Origin of the sequence: Bacillus cereus group sp. MYBK14-1, assembly GCF_051916885.1 — a bacterium.
Taxonomy (GTDB): Bacteria; Bacillota; Bacilli; order Bacillales; family Bacillaceae_G; genus Bacillus_A; species Bacillus_A cereus.
Map to the genome: position 1 here is coordinate 224,718 of NZ_JBQAHM010000005.1, position 16,145 is coordinate 240,862.

Here is a 16,145-nt window from a genome sequence, read left to right on the forward strand (position 1 = left end):
TCCAGTTTACGCAAACTCTTTTTTTCCTAATCGTTGTTTTACAAAGAAGACGAAAATAATTAAGGCTATCAATGCTGAAATTGCACTCCCTGAAAATAAAATACGATAACCAAACATTTGTGAAACAACTCCAAGTAAAATAGCACCTAACCCGATTCCTAAATCAAACGCTGTAAAAAATGAAGCATTTGCAACTCCTCTTTTACTCGGATCGACAATTGTAAGCATTGCCGCTTGCAAAGCTGGCTGCGCTGAACCAAATCCAATACCGTATAATGTTGCTGCGATAATTACACCTATCAAACCATTTGAAATAGTTAAAACAACTATAGCTAAAATAGTAATACATAATGCTGGAAGTATAATGAATACTTCTCCATACTTATCTAATAGTTTCCCTGAAATTGGTCTTACAATTGTTAATGCAATTGCATATACAAGAAAGAAAGTTCCCGGGTTTACATGAATTGATGATGCAAATAACGGTAAAAAGGTTGTTATTCCTCCATATGCAAACGATAAAAAGAATACTACAATCGTGATTGTTAATACGGATTTCTCAAATAGCTGAATTTTCCCTTTTTCTTTTTGTGGCGTAAATGGGATCTTCGTTATTAATGATAATACGACTGCCATAAAAGATAACAACGTCGCTAATAAAAATAGACCATCAAATGAATAATTTTGCACAACCCATAATCCAATCATAGGTCCGATCGCCATTGCAATTGTCATCGCCATCCCGTACCAACCCATACCTTCACCGCGGCGTGAATCTGGAATAATATCCGTTATTGCTGTTCCAACAGCTGTTGTAGAAACAGCCCATGTTACTCCGTGAATAACACGTAAAACAGCTAAAAGGACAATAGTCGATGCTATATTATAGGAATACATCGTTAAGCCAAAAAAGATGAGTCCGAAAATAATAAAGGATCTTCTACCATATTGATCTAACATTCCTCCAATAATCGGTCGTATTACAACAGCAGCTATTGTAAACATCCCCATCATAAGTCCAACTTGCGATTCATTGCCACCTATCTCTTTAATAAAGAGCGGGAGCGTTGGAACAAGTAAATAAAATCCTGTAAATAAAAATAACATTGCGAAAGTCATTTGAATAAATGATTTCGTCCATAATCGTTCCATAAAAATACCTCCATACACTCGTAAAATATTACGATTAACACCCTCATTGTATATTTTTTTTATCTCTTTTCCCTCCGCAAATAGACGTATCTTTTCATATTAAATAGTCCACCATCAGCTTACATTAGTCTTAAGACTTTGTACGCATATTTTAAACGAAAGTCCTATATATGTACCTTTATACGTGTGAAAAGAATATACTAATTTATTATCACAACTTAGGAGTGATTATTTTATGTGGGTATTATCATCAAGAGTAACTGTCGCGGTTCCTTCGATACCCGAAATACATGCCCCCGCCGTTCATACAGCAAGTTCCGATGTCGGCATTGAACTTCCAGCAATTTGGCAACAATACCAATCACCAGGTCAAGCTACCCCTTCATTTTGGCATCATGGTGCCCATCCAAGTAGCACTACCTTTTATCATCCTAGCCACGCTCCACTACCTCAGGCTCAAGTCTTTTATCATTTCCCATCAATTTATTTTCAAAATTTTTATGGTACGTTTAACATTTAAAACACATCATTTCATAGCTACTACATTTAAACGAAAAAAGCACTTAAGATTGTAATTTTCACAAATCTTAAGTGCTTTTTAATATTTTTTATAAATTTTTCTTATTGCCCATTATTAGCAGGGGTCTCTCCTGCATTACCGCCAGTCTCTGGTTGTGTGGTCGCTGGTGGAGTTGTATTTCCTTGACCACCTCCGTTATTTGCTGGAGGTGTCGTATTTCCTTGACCTCCTCCATTATTTGCTGGAGGTGTCGTATTTCCTTGACCTCCTCCATTATTTGCTGGAGGTGTCGTATTTCCTTGACCTCCTCCGTTATTTGCTGGAGGTGTCGTATTTCCTTGACCTCCTCCGTTATTTGCTGGAGGTGTCGTTCCTTGGCCATTTCCATTATTTTGTTCTTCTTGTTTCTTTTGCTCTTCTAGTTTCTTTTGTTCTTCTTGCTTCTTAAGTTCCTCTTGTTTCTTTTGTTCTTCTTGTTTTTTCAGTTCTTCTTGTTTCTTTAATTCTTCTTGCTTTTTCTCTTCTTCAGTTTTTTGCTGTTGATCTTGTTTTGGTTGCTCCGTTGTATCCGGTACGCTAGTATTTGGCGATGAATCACGTTTTTCACCTTTTATACGTAGCTCACTACCTTCTTGAATAACACTACTTGGCATTTTAAAGCGTGATTTATCTGTAGCCATTTCGCTCATCATTTCTTTAAAGATCAACTGTGCAATTTTCGTATTTTTACTACTAATATACTCGTCTTTACCATCTTTCATATACCCAGTCCATACTGCCATCGTATATTGCGGTGTATATCCAGCGAACCAACTATCACGAGTTGCACTTTCTGGAATTTTATATTGAGCTAATTGCTTTGATGAATAGTTTGTCGTACCCGTTTTACCAGCTACATCTAAAGAGCCTACATTTGCCGATGTACCAGTACCTGATGTAACTACAGAACGAAGCATATCAGTAATCATGTATGCGGTAGAATCTGTCATAACTTGTTTTGGTTTTTGTCCAAAACTTTGTGACTTACCGTCTGGATAAACGACTTTCTTAACAAAATGCGGTTTCGTATATTTACCTTCATTACCAAATGCCGCATAAGCACCCGCTATTTCAGTTGGCGATACTTCATTTGTACCAATCGCTGTCGATTCTGTCGGTGCTGTATTAAATGTAATACCTAGTTTCTCAGAGAATTCTTTCGATTTACTAATCCCTACTTCTTTTGCAGTTTTAATTGCAGGAATATTACGCGACATTTTTAATGCTTCACGCATTGTAATTGGACCCATATGACTTCTATCTGCATTTCGTACTTCTTGTCCCGTTGAATACTTAAATGGAGAGTCATCAATTTGATGGTACGTAGCCCATTTTAAATATTCAATTGCAGGAGCGTAGTCGAAAATCGGCTTCATCGTTGAACCAGCTGCACGATCTAATTCAATTGCCATATTATGCCCTTTAAATACAGCTTTATTTTCTCCACGGCCACTACCTATAGCACGAACTTCTCCTGTTTTCGTATCCATAAATGTGAATGCACCTTGGAATTTATCGTTCGGATAATCAATGATATTATTATTTAAAATATTATCAGCAAGTTTCTGTGCTTTCGGATCTAACGTTGTATAAATTTCTAAACCGTCAGAACCGATATTAGCATCTGGTAATTCTTTTTCTACTTCTTTCACAACTGCATCCATAAATGCAGGGTATGGCATTGTTTGTAGTTGAGCTGCAGGCTTAAGCCCCTTTTCTACGTCAACTTTTGATGCTTCTTCCATTTCCTGTTTTGTTATATATCCATGTCGGTTCATTAAACTTAGAACAACATTTCTTCTTTCTGTTGCTTTTTGAACATTTTCTTTTTTCGTTGGATCATAGTTATTCGGTGCTTTCGGTAAACCTGCAAGCATCGCAACTTCTGGTAATGTTAAGTCCTTCAATTCTTTACCATAGTAGTTTTGTGCTGCTGTTGCGATCCCATATGAACGGTTTCCTAAGTTAATTTTATTTAAGTACATCTCTAATATTTCATGTTTTGAATACTGTTGTTCTAGCTTATAAGCTAAATATATTTCTTGCGCCTTACGCTTTGGTGTTTTGTCCATTGATAAGAAGTAGTTTTTTATAACTTGCTGTGTTATCGTACTTCCACCTTGAGAACCATAATCCCCTTTAAGACTTACTAGAACAGCACGGGCAGTACCTTTAAAATCTACTCCGCTATGCTCATAAAAACGTGAATCTTCTGTCGCTAAAAATGCATTTTCTACTAATTTAGGTATTTGCTCATACGTAACATTCGTCCTTTTTTCTTTTCCATATTCATATACCAAATCCCCGTTTTTATCATAAATTTTTGAGGATAACGGATTAACAAGTTTTGCTTTCTCAAGTTTTGGTGCATCCTTAATCATTACGAAAAAGGTAGCAACCCCTGCCACTAAACCAACAATACCAAGTAATAAACAAGTGATTAAAAACTTGCGAAAGAATGATGTTTTACCTTTTGGCTTTTGTGTTTTAGAAGCTGGTTGTTTTTTCTTTTTAACTTGTCGTCGTTCCTCTCGAGAACGATAATTTTCTGACATGTTACTTTCTCCTGCCTTTCAATTCTCCCGTTGATTTACTTAAAAATATTGAGGTCACTTTCTAAAATAAATTTGATTAAGAAAGTATATTGACCTGGAGCATTCAATATTTTCCCAATTCACAGATTATAAATTTTAGAATACTTCTTATACAAACTATTTTCACTTCTATTTTTCCTAATAACGCTGCCCCTTGAAGCATAGAATGTAAAAAGTGAATTTTTAATACCTCGTATAAATAATATACCTTTTTTTCAAATGGTCAATATTTTCTTATTTATAAATCAAAGGTGAAATAAAAATAGCACAACGATATGTACTTCGTGTGAACTTCCTTATAATTACGTATAACAAACATTTAATATATTGCATATAAGTATAATACCTCTTAAATTATAAGGATTTCAACATCACAACCTCAACATCTACAAAAAAGTATTAAAAATAAAAAGTGAGGAGTTGCGTAATGATGAAGCTATCTCCCGTAATTTCAAAAAATATAGTTGCTGTTGGTTATAATCCTTTTTCTATGATTTTGCGAATCCAATTAAAGAATGGTATGTACGATTTCTTTAATGTACCAGAAAGTATTTATACTGGCCTATTACATGCACAATCTAAAAGTTATTATCATAATACTTACATTAAAAATTCTTTCCGCCACACAAAAATCTAAACTTAACACCCACTAAAAAAGAAAGGAGGTTAATCCTCCTTTCTTTTAAAAACATTTTGCAGATGAATTATCTTCGATTCCTCTTATTAATTTCATCATATGCTTGAATTTGTTTTTTCAAACGCCGATCAGCTTTTTTATCATGCACTACAAGAATTGCATGTATAACTCCTGGAACCCAAAATATTAATGTTAATATGAAATTTATGATTGCCTGAATTGGTTTTCCACAAAATAATACAGCAACAGGTGGAAGAAGAATTGCTAATAAATACATCATCCCTTGAAAACTCCTTATTTTGTATTTTATATATCACTTTTCAAAATATACGCAAAAAAACCTACTACCATTTTAATCTTAACCTACCTCTAAAATCAATGTATCTCCTTCTATTTAAATAAGTATTTCAGACTTTTTATTGTTTTCTAGCCTATTTTCTTCCTCTATTGCAGTTACTCCAATTGCAGAAATTAACGTTCCTATCGCTTGTATCCAAATACCAATGAGTGCAATGATTCTCTCATCCTTCTTATCAAAAATACTATCTTCATTTTCTCTCTCATCTTTCAATACATTTGAAACACCTTGATACGCTTGTAATCCAGCCCCTAAACTTTGCATGGAGTTACCCAGTATAATAATTTTCTGTAATACATTTATATCCAACAAAGCTGCTTCTACTCCTAAAAAAGCACCGATCGATTGTAAACTGTTCCCTGTAATGATAAGATAATCATTTTCTTTCAATTGTTCATTTATATTAAAATATGTTCCTATTACATTTGATATATTGCCTAATGCTAATAACTCAATTCCTATTTGATCAAGTAATTTACTTTGATTCTCTAAGCCTATATTTTGATTTTCTCTTTTTTCTTCCCCATCATCATAATTGCTCGCAATGATTTGTAATATATATCCGAGGGCTTGTAATGAGCTTCCTACAATAACAAGATCCGATTCAACTTTCTCTTCTCCAATAAATCCTCTTGTCGTTCCAATAGCAGCTGTAAGATTCCCTCCCACTTGAAACCATGCCCCTGTCACTTTTAAACTGCTTGGATTCATTTTTATCACCTATTTAAATATTTTCTAAAGCTTTCAAAACAAACAAATCTCACCCTTAATCTTTTATTTTATTTTTTAGATGTAATTTTGTGAATGATATAATGTGCTACTAATATAAAAGCACCTTAAAGGTGCTTTTATATGCATGCTGGGCATGTCAATGAATCTCCATTTTTATCTATTGTTATATTCAATATATATTCAATTGCTTTATGTGACCAAGTTTCAGGTGTAGGCGATTCATTTATATATTGTGGCGCACATGACTTCAGCATTGGAGTACTAATACTCCCTCCAGGATCTAAAGCAACTACAGCCATGCCATGGGGTAATTCCAGGGCCATAGATTTAGTGATACCTTCAATAGCAAATTTCGAGGCACAATATGGCGCAAGCTCAGCCTCACCTTCTCTCCCCCAACTAGAACTCATATTAATGATAATTCCTTCTTTCCTAGCTACCATCGCTGGAACAAATGCTCTTATTACATTTACTACACCATTCACGTTTACATTCATTACATTTTCGAATTCTTGAGCCGTAATTTTCCAAAGTTGTGCATTTTGATTTACAATCGATGCATTATTTATTATCATATCGGGAGCTGTATGTGTATTAAGTATATAATTTGCCCAATTGTTAACTTGCTGAGAATCTGAAACATCAATTACTTGGAAATCATGTATTTTACTGTACTGTTTTTTTAGTTCTTCAATTTTATCTTTTGAACGTCCACAACCATATATGTTCCACCCTAATTCATGAAATCGATCAACCATCGCACGCCCTAACCCTTGTGTCACGCCTGTAATAATTACAGATTTACTAATTTCTTTTCGCTTCATTTCTCTCATCCTCCTTCCCTATATCTTACTCTCTTCATTTTTATTCAGCGATTTACTATAGTATTAACTCAACTCATACTTTAGTAATGGTTTTGATATTGTATACATAAACAAAAAAAGTAACCATCATGGTTACTTTTTGCTATATATCTAAAAATTCATTGTTTATTTCATTATTGTTTTTACATTTCAACTTCTCTTTTCCACATTTCTCACACTGGTAAATATAAACTACACCTAATGTACCTTTTTTAAAATCCTCATTATCCTGCATCTTAATAAAAATATATTTATGTTTACAATGCGATTCACCCAAATAATTTTTAAACCACTTTTTCAACACAACACATTCCACCTTTATGATAGAACCTTTATTTAGCTGCTTTATTACATACTTTTATTTAAATGTTCAATCTCATCTTGCAACTTTTTAAATTGCTCAAAATGCATGGTAATAGATTGGCTACTACCATAATCAACATTTTGTTTCACTAATATAACACCCGTATCATGAAAAAGCGCTTCAAGTTCTTTCCTAATAGACACTTTCGCAATATGAGCTGTTTTAATTGCAGATAAAATTGCAATTTCATTAAACTTTAATTTTATTTCATTTGGACAAAATGCGTCTTCAACTAATATAACTTCATTACTATAAATTAGTGCAACAAGATTACTTGATTTGGCATCTGTTAAATCAACTTTTTTCATAATATCTTTCATTACATTTTGCCTCCTTTATTTTCATATATATCAATTATACAAATTTTTTAAAAAAATTACTCAACTTTATTATATTAATTTTAACACACTTTTATTGAAATCCATGCTCCAAACGTTTTACTATTCCACAATTTTTATTATATGAACCATCTGGACTATAACTCCATATAGTAATGTTAACAACTTTTTATAAAGCAGGTGAAAATTATGCCATCAGTTGTAGGAAATTTAGTTGTACAAAATAGTAATGGATCATTTAACTTAGGTGATTTCTACAACGTTTCTCCGAAAGAAAATACGAAAGCTTATAATGGTTCCGGCGCATCAAACGTTGGTTTTGTTGTTAATACTTTTAGCGGTGTTAGCGCGACCAATACATTTGATTCTGACCTTGCAGATCAAAACCAAGTGGGTACAGCCTAATCTTATGTTCAACTTTTTGTATAGAAAATTTTAATTTGTCTATACTATAATCAGGCTGTTTGACAGCTCTTATCGATTTTGGAGTACCCTATCTTTTTCTCCCTTTCCCTGGGGCTCAGCAGCTAGCACAAAGCTAGCTGCTTTTTCTTATATTATTTGTCTCATAAATCAGAAATAAAAAAAGCTGCCATTTAATATTCAGCTTCTTTTACATTATTTCAATAATATCCATAGCGTTAAATACGTAAGTTTTATAAAAGGCGTCTGTACAAATTACAATTTGTTTTACCGGATTGATATGTACAACAGTCATGTAGCTTGTTAATATGTAACCATCTTCAAAATATGTTACCAATATTTCTTTCTCAGACAGTAATGACGTTAATAATTTATCAGAAATCCTCTCTTTTGCTTCATTTGTTAAAAGCGGTTTTTGTACTTTTAATTTCTCTCCAATAATCTTTCTCATATTTAAAAGTTGTTCGGACATTACTGTAAACGGAACCCACTCTCTTTCTTCTTTTTGTATCTTTACATCGTTCATTTTTTATCTCCTTGATCATTTATACATTTATTTATTCATGCTATCCCTTAGTTATTTTTAATACTTACTAAACTCGAATTTACTTCTAAACTATAATTAGGTTACCTCTTAAAAGAACATTCGTTCTTATTATACACGAACTTACGTTCCTTTGAGAAGAGCTATACTTATTATTTCTTAACAAAAAACATAATTTTATTTATCTCCATATTTTTTCCTTTATCAAATAAACTTTTCATTTCTTATATAAAATGCATATAAAAACTAAAAGGCGACTTCACACAAAGTGAAATCGCCTTTTTCTAAAAAATATTCAAAGCTTATTTTTCTATCCTAACTAATGTTCTTTCTAGAATACATAATTCATCTATATTAAAATGATTTATTTTTAAGTTCAATTCCCCTACTCGTTCCTTATCTTCATCACCAACCCAACAACTAAATAATTCGAAATAGTCTCCATCTTCCAAATAACTTTCCATAATCTTGCATAAAGTTAAAAGTTTTTCTTTCGCTTCTTTTTTTTCCTTTACATTTTGCCACTCGACCAGTTCAATTCCCCAATTAGTTGAAACCTCATATGTGTAATTTGTTTGGAATTGATAATCTTGTACAATTTCAAGCATACTTTCATCTGAAAAACACGGTCCAAAAACAATTACATCATTAGAATCTGGATCCGTTAACGGAATTTCTACATTACAGCCTATGTAACTTGCTAAACTCATTTTATACTCCTCCAATATTCGTATAAAAAATACTTCATAGTATATTTATTTACTCAAATATAAAATCCCTGCCTAAACGAAAAAGTTTTAAATTTTTATCGTTTATTAACCATCTATAACTGAAAACATATACTATGATGAACGAACTCACAAAGCATAAGAAAAGAGAGCATTTACAACACTCTCTTTTCTTACATACTCTATAGAACTTTACAAAACTGAATCAGTGATTTTTATTATTATATTTTATTACATATACTTAGGTTGTACTATTATATGTAACTCTCTCTCTGTATCCGCTTTTTTCGGATGACGAAAATAATTAAGTTCGTACTTTAACACTTTATACTCAACCATCCCAATTTTAATCCCTTTCGTTTCTTTTAATATAACTAATAAATCACTTATATTTTCATCATATGACTCAAAAATTTTCGCTCCGCCCTCTCCTTGAAAGATTACTTTCATATATTCTCCCCACCTTAATTTATTGATGTGGTAAATGATGCGTTTAAAACGATTCATTCTTTATCCTAAAATTTTCACAACAAAAAGAACATCCTTTCCAATCGAATGCTCAGCTTTTTACTAATTATCCATGTTAAATATTTATTCAAAAACATTATATGTATTATTTTTTAAATTATGTTCGATATTCATTATTAAAGAGTAAATATATGTAATAAACTTGCATAATGAAAACCGTAGAATATCCACTTTCGTTGAAATAATTATAAACCATAATTTTCCATTGTAATTCTTAATATTTAAATGTAATATTGTATTGTCTTACTATCTATTTATAACTCACACACTAATTAGAAAAGGGAACTCTATATGAGTTCCCTTTTCTAATTATGATTACAGTCATTATTTCTTTTCTAGAAATTTAAATGTATCTTTAAATTCTTTATTATTCACTTTAATATCAGCATCTTTCAATAAATCATTGACTACTTGTTGTTTCCATTTACCTGTCGTATCTTGTAGTCTTTGTTGTTCTATATCTTTACGAATTTTATCCTTTACTTCATCAAATGGCTTCAATTCTTTTTTATCCGTCACTTTAATAATATGGTAACCGTAAGTTGTTTTAACCGGATCACTTACTTGGCCTGCATCTAATTTATACGCAGCTTCCTCAAATTCTTTCACTGTTTGCCCAGGAGCAAAACCAGATATTTCCCCGCCCTGTTCCTTTGAACCAGTATCCTCTGAATACTGTTTTGCTAAGGCAGCAAAATCTTCACCATTATTTACTTTCTCCTTTATTTCTTTAGCCGTTTTTTCATCTTTCACTAAAATGTGACTTACTTTCATTTCTGGTTTATAGTTATTTTTCACATCTTTATCTGTAACTGTTGCTTTAATCGCTTTCTCAAATGCAATTTCTGGCTTCATTTTTTCTTTTAATTCATCTTCGTTTTTCAATCCAAGTTGTTCTAAAGTCGATTTAAAGTTCTCACCCATTTTATCTTTTGCTTCTTCTACTTTCTTTTTTGCTTCCTCATCTGAAACTTTATATTTATCTAACAATGCCTTACTTAACATCATTTGATATAAAGTACTTTCTCCATATTGTTGTCGTAATTCTTTACTTAATTCTTTCTCTGTAACATTCCCTACTTTTGATGTTACTACGTTGTCTGAGGAACCACATGCAGATAATGCTAGCATCACGCATGAAATAATTGTTCCAATAAATATTTTTTTCTTTTTCAATTCAAATACCTCACTTTTATCATTATGCAAATTAACTATACACAGTCATTGTGAAAACAGTGTGTTTTCTACATGTAATTCATTTCATATGAGTAGACTATGTATCATGTATTTTCATTTTTAAACGTAAAGAGTCTTCTTACTATTATGTATAGTAAGAAGACTCTTTACATACTCCTTAAAAACAATACTGCCGCTATAGTTACTTAATAATTACATGTTTTTCAGGTATCCAACTATTCTGCCCGATATCTACCGCATTTCCCACTCTACCCCACACTCGAAAAGATGTCGATCCATCTATATTCCCTTTATAATTCATACATTCAGGCTCTTCATAATAATTTACTCCGTAACCGACAGGATATTTCGAAGTTGCATAAAACCATTTCACATTAAAATGTTTTAAATATGCCCACTGCTTATCGTTCTCTAAACAAATCATATCTTGCTCACCGCCTCCCCAATAACCTGTTAAGATTAAATATGGAATTTTCTGAGTGAGTGCACCTGTAAATTGAGGGGTCATGGGAGTTTCATATAAATTTATTCCGTATCCATCAGGATATTTCGAAACTGCAATACCAATGCCATTCGGTTGCTGTGTATACACTATGTTAGATTGATTTGCTTTGTTGGAATCTATAAACCAAGAAAGTGACTTATTTCCTACTAATCGATTCAGATCACATTTCCCAATCCCAGGAACATTCCCTGAATCCGTATATTGCCACATATCGCATGGATATGCTGGCTTATTCCCTCCATAACGAGGGATCCATACAAAATCAGCTTCAATATTACATGCTCCAAATGATAAATACGTGTGATGCCCTACGTATAATCCTACTTTTTCCGCACCTAAACGGCGTAATTCATCAATAAATGCCTGTGTCCCGCCTTGCATATCTGCCATCGTTTGAACTTCTACGTCCGCCACCCAAAACTTAGCTGATTGATCACCACGATTCCAAAAATCTTGTGCCTCTTTCTTTGCATCAGCAATAGATATAAAACGGCAAAAAGCATAATTACCGAATGGGATACTATGCTTTTTCATTTCACTAACATAATTTTGATACATAAAATCCACCGTATTAGAGCCATCTTGAACTCTAGCAATCACTAAATCTAGCTGAGATGCTGCAATATCCCAATTAATAGTTCCATTCCATTTTGAAATATCTACAATATACCCCATACATTCCAGCTCCTTTTGAATGTCTTATTCATAGCTTGTTTTATTGTAAGCCTCCTCTCTCTAAAACTAGCTATCTATAATATAAATAAAAAGAATCTTTACTGTTTTTCAAAATATATTCTCTTTCAGAAATATTTCTATCAACTTTAACATGTATGCCACATAAAACATTCGAAATATACCCTACTATTCATTTATTATGTAATCTCGTCCTATCAATCATTTTTACAGATATTAAAAAAAATCTCCTGTATTATTAAATTATAACTTTCAGTATCGATTTCCTTTCAACTAAAAAATTTCATCCCTCATTTTCTATATATTCTTAAGTCAAAATTACTACCTCTACATGAAATTTGAGATTTAGAAAAATTTTAATTAATTGAAGTTTACTCCTATTAAATTGCAATTTTCCAACCTGAACACTATTGGTGCATAAAAAAGACATTTTCTATTACTGAAAATGTCTTTTTACAGTTTAATAAAACAACTTTGGTGCTAAATCTGTATTTTGTAATTGTGAGTTTTCACTGCTCATAACACAACTTGTGGAAAATAGAATTGGGATACCACAAACCTCATCATTCATTACATCACGAAACACATTGGCCGCAACACCTGTAAACGTTTGACATAAGTTAGAAATATCGTCATTGAAAAACTGAATGACTTCCGCAGCGAAAACCGGAAAAACAACATTCGGTCCGCCAGGGAACTGAGGCTGTACCACAACTTGTTCAAAATAAGGATTATTTTCTAGTGCTACTTGAAATAAATGAGCTATTTCAAATGCATCTAGTGGACAAGGAAATGGATTTACAATTTCATTCTCATTATTCGTTACAATAACTGTCACACTTACATTCCCAAATTGTACAAAAGATTTTAAAAGCGTTGCTAATGCTCTCGCTTTTTCGTTGCTTAACGCATGCACTAAAATAATATAATTACCACCAACAGGAATAAGCGGCCCAACTGTAACAGTTGGATCAGCACCTATTGAATTTTTTAATTCATTAAAATATGTGATCCACGGTGGCGAAAGCTGAGCTTGTACATTTTCTTCCACTATTTTATACTACCCCCTTATACCATTCTTACTAACATAATATGTAACAAACAAAAAAATGCATTAGTTATATTAACCATTTGCGTATTTATTGATTATATTAATTAAACATTTTATTTTCCATTCTCAATTTCCCCTTTACATCTTTAAGCACTTTTACTACTATAAAATTCTTTATTATAAGCAAATCCACTGAAATTTCATATTATACTAATACGACTCTATATCCATTAAATTATAATACTCAATATTAGGAGCTGATTTCATGGAAAAAAAACCTATCGTGTTCAAAATCCCACCAAATTCAAAGCTAAAAATTACATTTTTCGGTCCTTGTAACGAAGTAATTACAAATGTGTCTATAATTAATCAACTATGCACCCCTAAATGTCAAACTATCACGCAATACCCAGACTTTAAGAAATATGTAACGGAAGTACGATCGCTATCCCGTTGTTAGTCCGCATAATGCACGATTTTCACAACTTTATTACCTAAAATAACCGAGAAAGAAAATAATTGCATTCCTAGACTAAAATTACTCATGTTATGATATTCCATTGATAATTCATTGATTTTTTACACGTTTTTATGAAAAGAACATATATTATCGTATGGAGATTATCCACTCATAAAACCTATCTTTCTTTGGAGCGTACTTTTTATGTATGCTCTTTTTTTATGTAACCGTCCCCCTTCTAAATTGACCAACAATATATTAAAATTCTTTATATACTCAAGGAGGTCAAATATGTTCAAGTTGCATCCAATACTACTCATCTTAGGATTGATTTTGTTTTTATATAGTGTAATCGCCTTTATGCTATTCTTTTCAGTGTATTAGCATTCCCTACACAAATCTATGTTCAATATATAATTTCTATATGGTAAAGAAAAAACATAATGATACGATCTTTTATGTATTCCGTCTTTCTTGTTCTATAAGAAAACTAGTAAACTTACTAACAATGCGTTTTTACAAGCATGTTACTTATTATTCTGTTTATTATCTGAAGAAGGTTGAAGCCCCTACAAATTAAACTACGCTTTACCTATTTACTTATATATTTTAGAAAAACAATAATAATCCCCCACCATTTGGTAAGGGGATTAACTAAACCTACTAAAAAACATTTAATAATCAGTTTTATTTAGTTGGAGAAGGAAATCTTGCCGCTTCAAAGTGAACCGTATTTACACCATTAACATTTTGTACAATTACGCCAGCAATACTACTTTCTGCAAAAACTTCAACTAAATCTCCTGCTTCTAATTGAAGAATAGTAGTTACGGAAACATCATTATTAAAAAATACTCCTGTTCCAAAGAAATCATTATCTATCGCTATTGCCGGATTGCCATTTACACGAATTTCTACTCTAGCTCTGTAATTTACATTAAAATCATTTGGAGAAAATGTTATATTTCCTAATACACTATATACCCCTCTAGTTTTCGGAGTAAAAATCGACGTTACTGGATTATATTCATTCGCTAGATCAAATTGTTCATTTTGAAATAATACTTTAACAGGAGTATTTGCTAGAACAGGTTGATTAACTGTATTCACAGCTCTAAATGCCGATGCCCTTACAAGCTCCTCTTTCTTATCATCACAACACTTCACCTTTACATACTTCCTATCACATTTACTACTTTTCCTATAACAATCATGACTTTCCTTTTTGTAATCTTTACAATACTTACAGTAATAATAAGACATAGTGAGTCCCCCTTTACACTTATTTTTACATAGTATGCTATATAGATTAGAATAGCTTGGACGACCTGTTACTATTTTTAATAGATTAAAAAACCCTCACCATTTCGGTGAGGGTTTACCTTTAAGCTTCTGCAAACTCATTGTTTAATGACTTTATTTAATTGGAGAAGGAAATCTTGCTGCTTCAAAATGTGCACCATCTTCTAAAGGACTTAAAACTCCATCTATACTACTTTGTGCATAAATCTCAACTTCATCCCCTGCATTCAATTGAACAATCGTCGAAACACTTACGACATTTCCAAAACTTATTGGACCAAAAAAGTCATTATCTATAGCTATCGCTGCGTTTCCATTCACACGAATTTCTACACGCGCTCTATAATTTAAAGTTGGATCGTTTGGAAAGAAACCAATCGTTCCAATAATAGAATATACACCTTTAGTCTTCGGCATAAAAATAGATGTTGCTGGATTATACTCATTCGCTAAATCAAATTGTTCATTTTGAAATAACACTTTCACAAAAGTATTAGCAGGAACATTTTGATTCACAGTATTTCTAGCTCTAAATGCCGATGCTCTAACAAGATTGTCCTTGTTATCATGGCACTTACAAGTGTTCTTACAACAATCATGATGCTTCTTTTTATACTCTTTACAATACTTACAGTAGTAATAACAAGACATACTAATTCCCCTTTCAAACTTATTACTACATATTATGTAAGATTGATTTATAAGGTTTGGACTAGCTATTTTTATTATTCATAAGGGCGCTATTAACCTGCACCCTTATTTATATACACCACTTCATTCCTTACTAGTTATAAGTTGTATACAGTCCCATATGGAATAGCCAGAAAAGAACTTCCGTACGGTGTAACTTGATGTACTGGGTAAAAATACTCTACGGATGAATAATACGGTTGTACACCTTGCTGCTGCATTTGCAATTGTTGTTGCATTTGCAATGCTTGTTGAATAGCTTGGACTGTACTTTGTGCTCCACTATACGTTATAGATGTACCATACGCTGGTCGCATACCAGTTTCAGAATTAAAATATGAATAAAACATGATTTTCAGCTCCCTTCCCGTATAATTTATTACAAATTATATTATGATTCTTTATTTCAGTGGGTACTATAAAGCTA

Annotated in this window: 20 protein-coding genes; 4 read left to right on the plus strand and 16 right to left on the minus strand. The window is 32.2% G+C overall.

Translation table 11 applies throughout. The features are described from left to right. Window positions 1–6: 6 nt before the first annotated feature. Window positions 7–1,152, minus strand: a complete 1,146-nt coding sequence (locus tag ACTFR3_RS16005; protein ID WP_000440662.1) for an MFS transporter — start codon at window positions 1,150–1,152, stop codon at window positions 7–9. A gap of 235 nt (window positions 1,153–1,387) precedes the next feature. Here ACTFR3_RS16005 and ACTFR3_RS16010 point away from each other — a divergent pair, with 235 nt between their 5' ends. Then, window positions 1,388–1,672, plus strand: coding sequence for a hypothetical protein (locus tag ACTFR3_RS16010; protein ID WP_000270101.1), 285 nt, complete (start codon window positions 1,388–1,390; stop codon window positions 1,670–1,672). Window positions 1,673–1,773: 101 nt separating this feature from the next. Here ACTFR3_RS16010 and ACTFR3_RS16015 read toward each other — a convergent pair whose 3' ends face one another. Next, window positions 1,774–4,266, minus strand: coding sequence for a PBP1A family penicillin-binding protein (locus tag ACTFR3_RS16015; protein WP_001293963.1), 2,493 nt, complete (start codon window positions 4,264–4,266; stop codon window positions 1,774–1,776). A gap of 466 nt (window positions 4,267–4,732) precedes the next feature. On the opposite strand from ACTFR3_RS16015, the gene ACTFR3_RS16020 reads away from it, so the two are divergent. After that, window positions 4,733–4,942: a KTSC domain-containing protein gene (locus ACTFR3_RS16020; protein WP_000977081.1), complete on the plus strand. Its 210-nt coding sequence runs from the start codon at window positions 4,733–4,735 to the stop codon at window positions 4,940–4,942. Between the two features lie 67 nt (window positions 4,943–5,009). Here the strand turns inward: ACTFR3_RS16020 and ACTFR3_RS16025 are convergent, their stop codons facing one another. From ACTFR3_RS16025 to ACTFR3_RS16045, 5 genes are all read right to left on the minus strand, one after another. Beyond that, the gene (locus tag ACTFR3_RS16025; RefSeq protein WP_000990233.1) at window positions 5,010–5,222 is read right to left on the minus strand and encodes a YqaE/Pmp3 family membrane protein; all 213 of its coding nucleotides are present in this window, start codon (window positions 5,220–5,222) and stop codon (window positions 5,010–5,012) included. A gap of 114 nt (window positions 5,223–5,336) precedes the next feature. Continuing rightward, window positions 5,337–6,011: a DUF6944 family repetitive protein gene (locus ACTFR3_RS16030; RefSeq protein ID WP_001070038.1), complete on the minus strand. Its 675-nt coding sequence runs from the start codon at window positions 6,009–6,011 to the stop codon at window positions 5,337–5,339. 137 nt (window positions 6,012–6,148) lie between these two features. After that, a complete protein-coding gene (locus ACTFR3_RS16035; protein WP_000823062.1) occupies window positions 6,149–6,856 on the minus strand; it encodes an SDR family oxidoreductase in 708 nt (235 codons plus the stop codon). 142 nt (window positions 6,857–6,998) lie between these two features. Then, window positions 6,999–7,199, minus strand: coding sequence for a hypothetical protein (locus ACTFR3_RS16040; protein ID WP_000915142.1), 201 nt, complete (start codon window positions 7,197–7,199; stop codon window positions 6,999–7,001). 44 nt (window positions 7,200–7,243) lie between these two features. Then, entirely contained in the window at window positions 7,244–7,579 is a 336-nt protein-coding gene (locus tag ACTFR3_RS16045; RefSeq protein WP_000651907.1) for a hypothetical protein, read from the minus strand. A gap of 207 nt (window positions 7,580–7,786) precedes the next feature. Here ACTFR3_RS16045 and gerPF point away from each other — a divergent pair, with 207 nt between their 5' ends. Continuing rightward, entirely contained in the window at window positions 7,787–8,002 is a 216-nt protein-coding gene (gerPF, locus tag ACTFR3_RS16050) for a spore germination protein GerPF (protein ID WP_001141569.1), read from the plus strand. 208 nt (window positions 8,003–8,210) lie between these two features. Here the strand turns inward: gerPF and ACTFR3_RS16055 are convergent, their stop codons facing one another. The 6 genes from ACTFR3_RS16055 to ACTFR3_RS16080 all read right to left on the minus strand — a co-directional run bounded on the left by ACTFR3_RS16055 (window position 8,211) and on the right by ACTFR3_RS16080 (window position 13,266). Beyond that, window positions 8,211–8,546: a YolD-like family protein gene (locus ACTFR3_RS16055; RefSeq protein ID WP_002024004.1), complete on the minus strand. Its 336-nt coding sequence runs from the start codon at window positions 8,544–8,546 to the stop codon at window positions 8,211–8,213. A 320-nt stretch (window positions 8,547–8,866) separates the two neighbouring features. Continuing rightward, entirely contained in the window at window positions 8,867–9,274 is a 408-nt protein-coding gene (locus ACTFR3_RS16060) for a hypothetical protein (protein ID WP_000050502.1), read from the minus strand. 249 nt (window positions 9,275–9,523) lie between these two features. Then, the gene (locus tag ACTFR3_RS16065; protein ID WP_000864275.1) at window positions 9,524–9,742 is read right to left on the minus strand and encodes a hypothetical protein; all 219 of its coding nucleotides are present in this window, start codon (window positions 9,740–9,742) and stop codon (window positions 9,524–9,526) included. Between the two features lie 402 nt (window positions 9,743–10,144). Then, window positions 10,145–10,996 (minus strand): peptidylprolyl isomerase PrsA, encoded by an 852-nt coding sequence (locus ACTFR3_RS16070; RefSeq protein ID WP_000727348.1) that lies wholly within the window; start codon window positions 10,994–10,996, stop codon window positions 10,145–10,147. Window positions 10,997–11,198: 202 nt separating this feature from the next. After that, window positions 11,199–12,197: a glycoside hydrolase family 25 protein gene (locus ACTFR3_RS16075; RefSeq protein WP_000540655.1), complete on the minus strand. Its 999-nt coding sequence runs from the start codon at window positions 12,195–12,197 to the stop codon at window positions 11,199–11,201. A gap of 478 nt (window positions 12,198–12,675) precedes the next feature. Further along, complete coding sequence (locus tag ACTFR3_RS16080; protein WP_000392281.1) at window positions 12,676–13,266, minus strand: hypothetical protein; 591 nt, start codon at window positions 13,264–13,266, stop codon at window positions 12,676–12,678. 265 nt (window positions 13,267–13,531) lie between these two features. Between ACTFR3_RS16080 and ACTFR3_RS16085 the strand changes: the two genes are divergently transcribed. Beyond that, on the plus strand, window positions 13,532–13,726 hold the full coding sequence (locus tag ACTFR3_RS16085) for a hypothetical protein (RefSeq protein WP_000412555.1): 195 nt from the start codon (window positions 13,532–13,534) through the stop codon (window positions 13,724–13,726). Between the two features lie 687 nt (window positions 13,727–14,413). Here the strand turns inward: ACTFR3_RS16085 and ACTFR3_RS16090 are convergent. The 3 genes from ACTFR3_RS16090 to ACTFR3_RS16100 all read right to left on the minus strand — a co-directional run bounded on the left by ACTFR3_RS16090 (window position 14,414) and on the right by ACTFR3_RS16100 (window position 16,068). Further along, on the minus strand, window positions 14,414–14,989 hold the full coding sequence (locus tag ACTFR3_RS16090) for a hypothetical protein (protein WP_000122943.1): 576 nt from the start codon (window positions 14,987–14,989) through the stop codon (window positions 14,414–14,416). A 153-nt stretch (window positions 14,990–15,142) separates the two neighbouring features. Continuing rightward, the gene (locus tag ACTFR3_RS16095; protein WP_002183539.1) at window positions 15,143–15,679 is read right to left on the minus strand and encodes a C1q-like domain-containing protein; all 537 of its coding nucleotides are present in this window, start codon (window positions 15,677–15,679) and stop codon (window positions 15,143–15,145) included. A gap of 137 nt (window positions 15,680–15,816) precedes the next feature. Next, complete coding sequence (locus tag ACTFR3_RS16100) at window positions 15,817–16,068, minus strand: DUF3947 family protein (protein WP_000500097.1); 252 nt, start codon at window positions 16,066–16,068, stop codon at window positions 15,817–15,819. Window positions 16,069–16,145 lie beyond the last annotated feature (77 nt).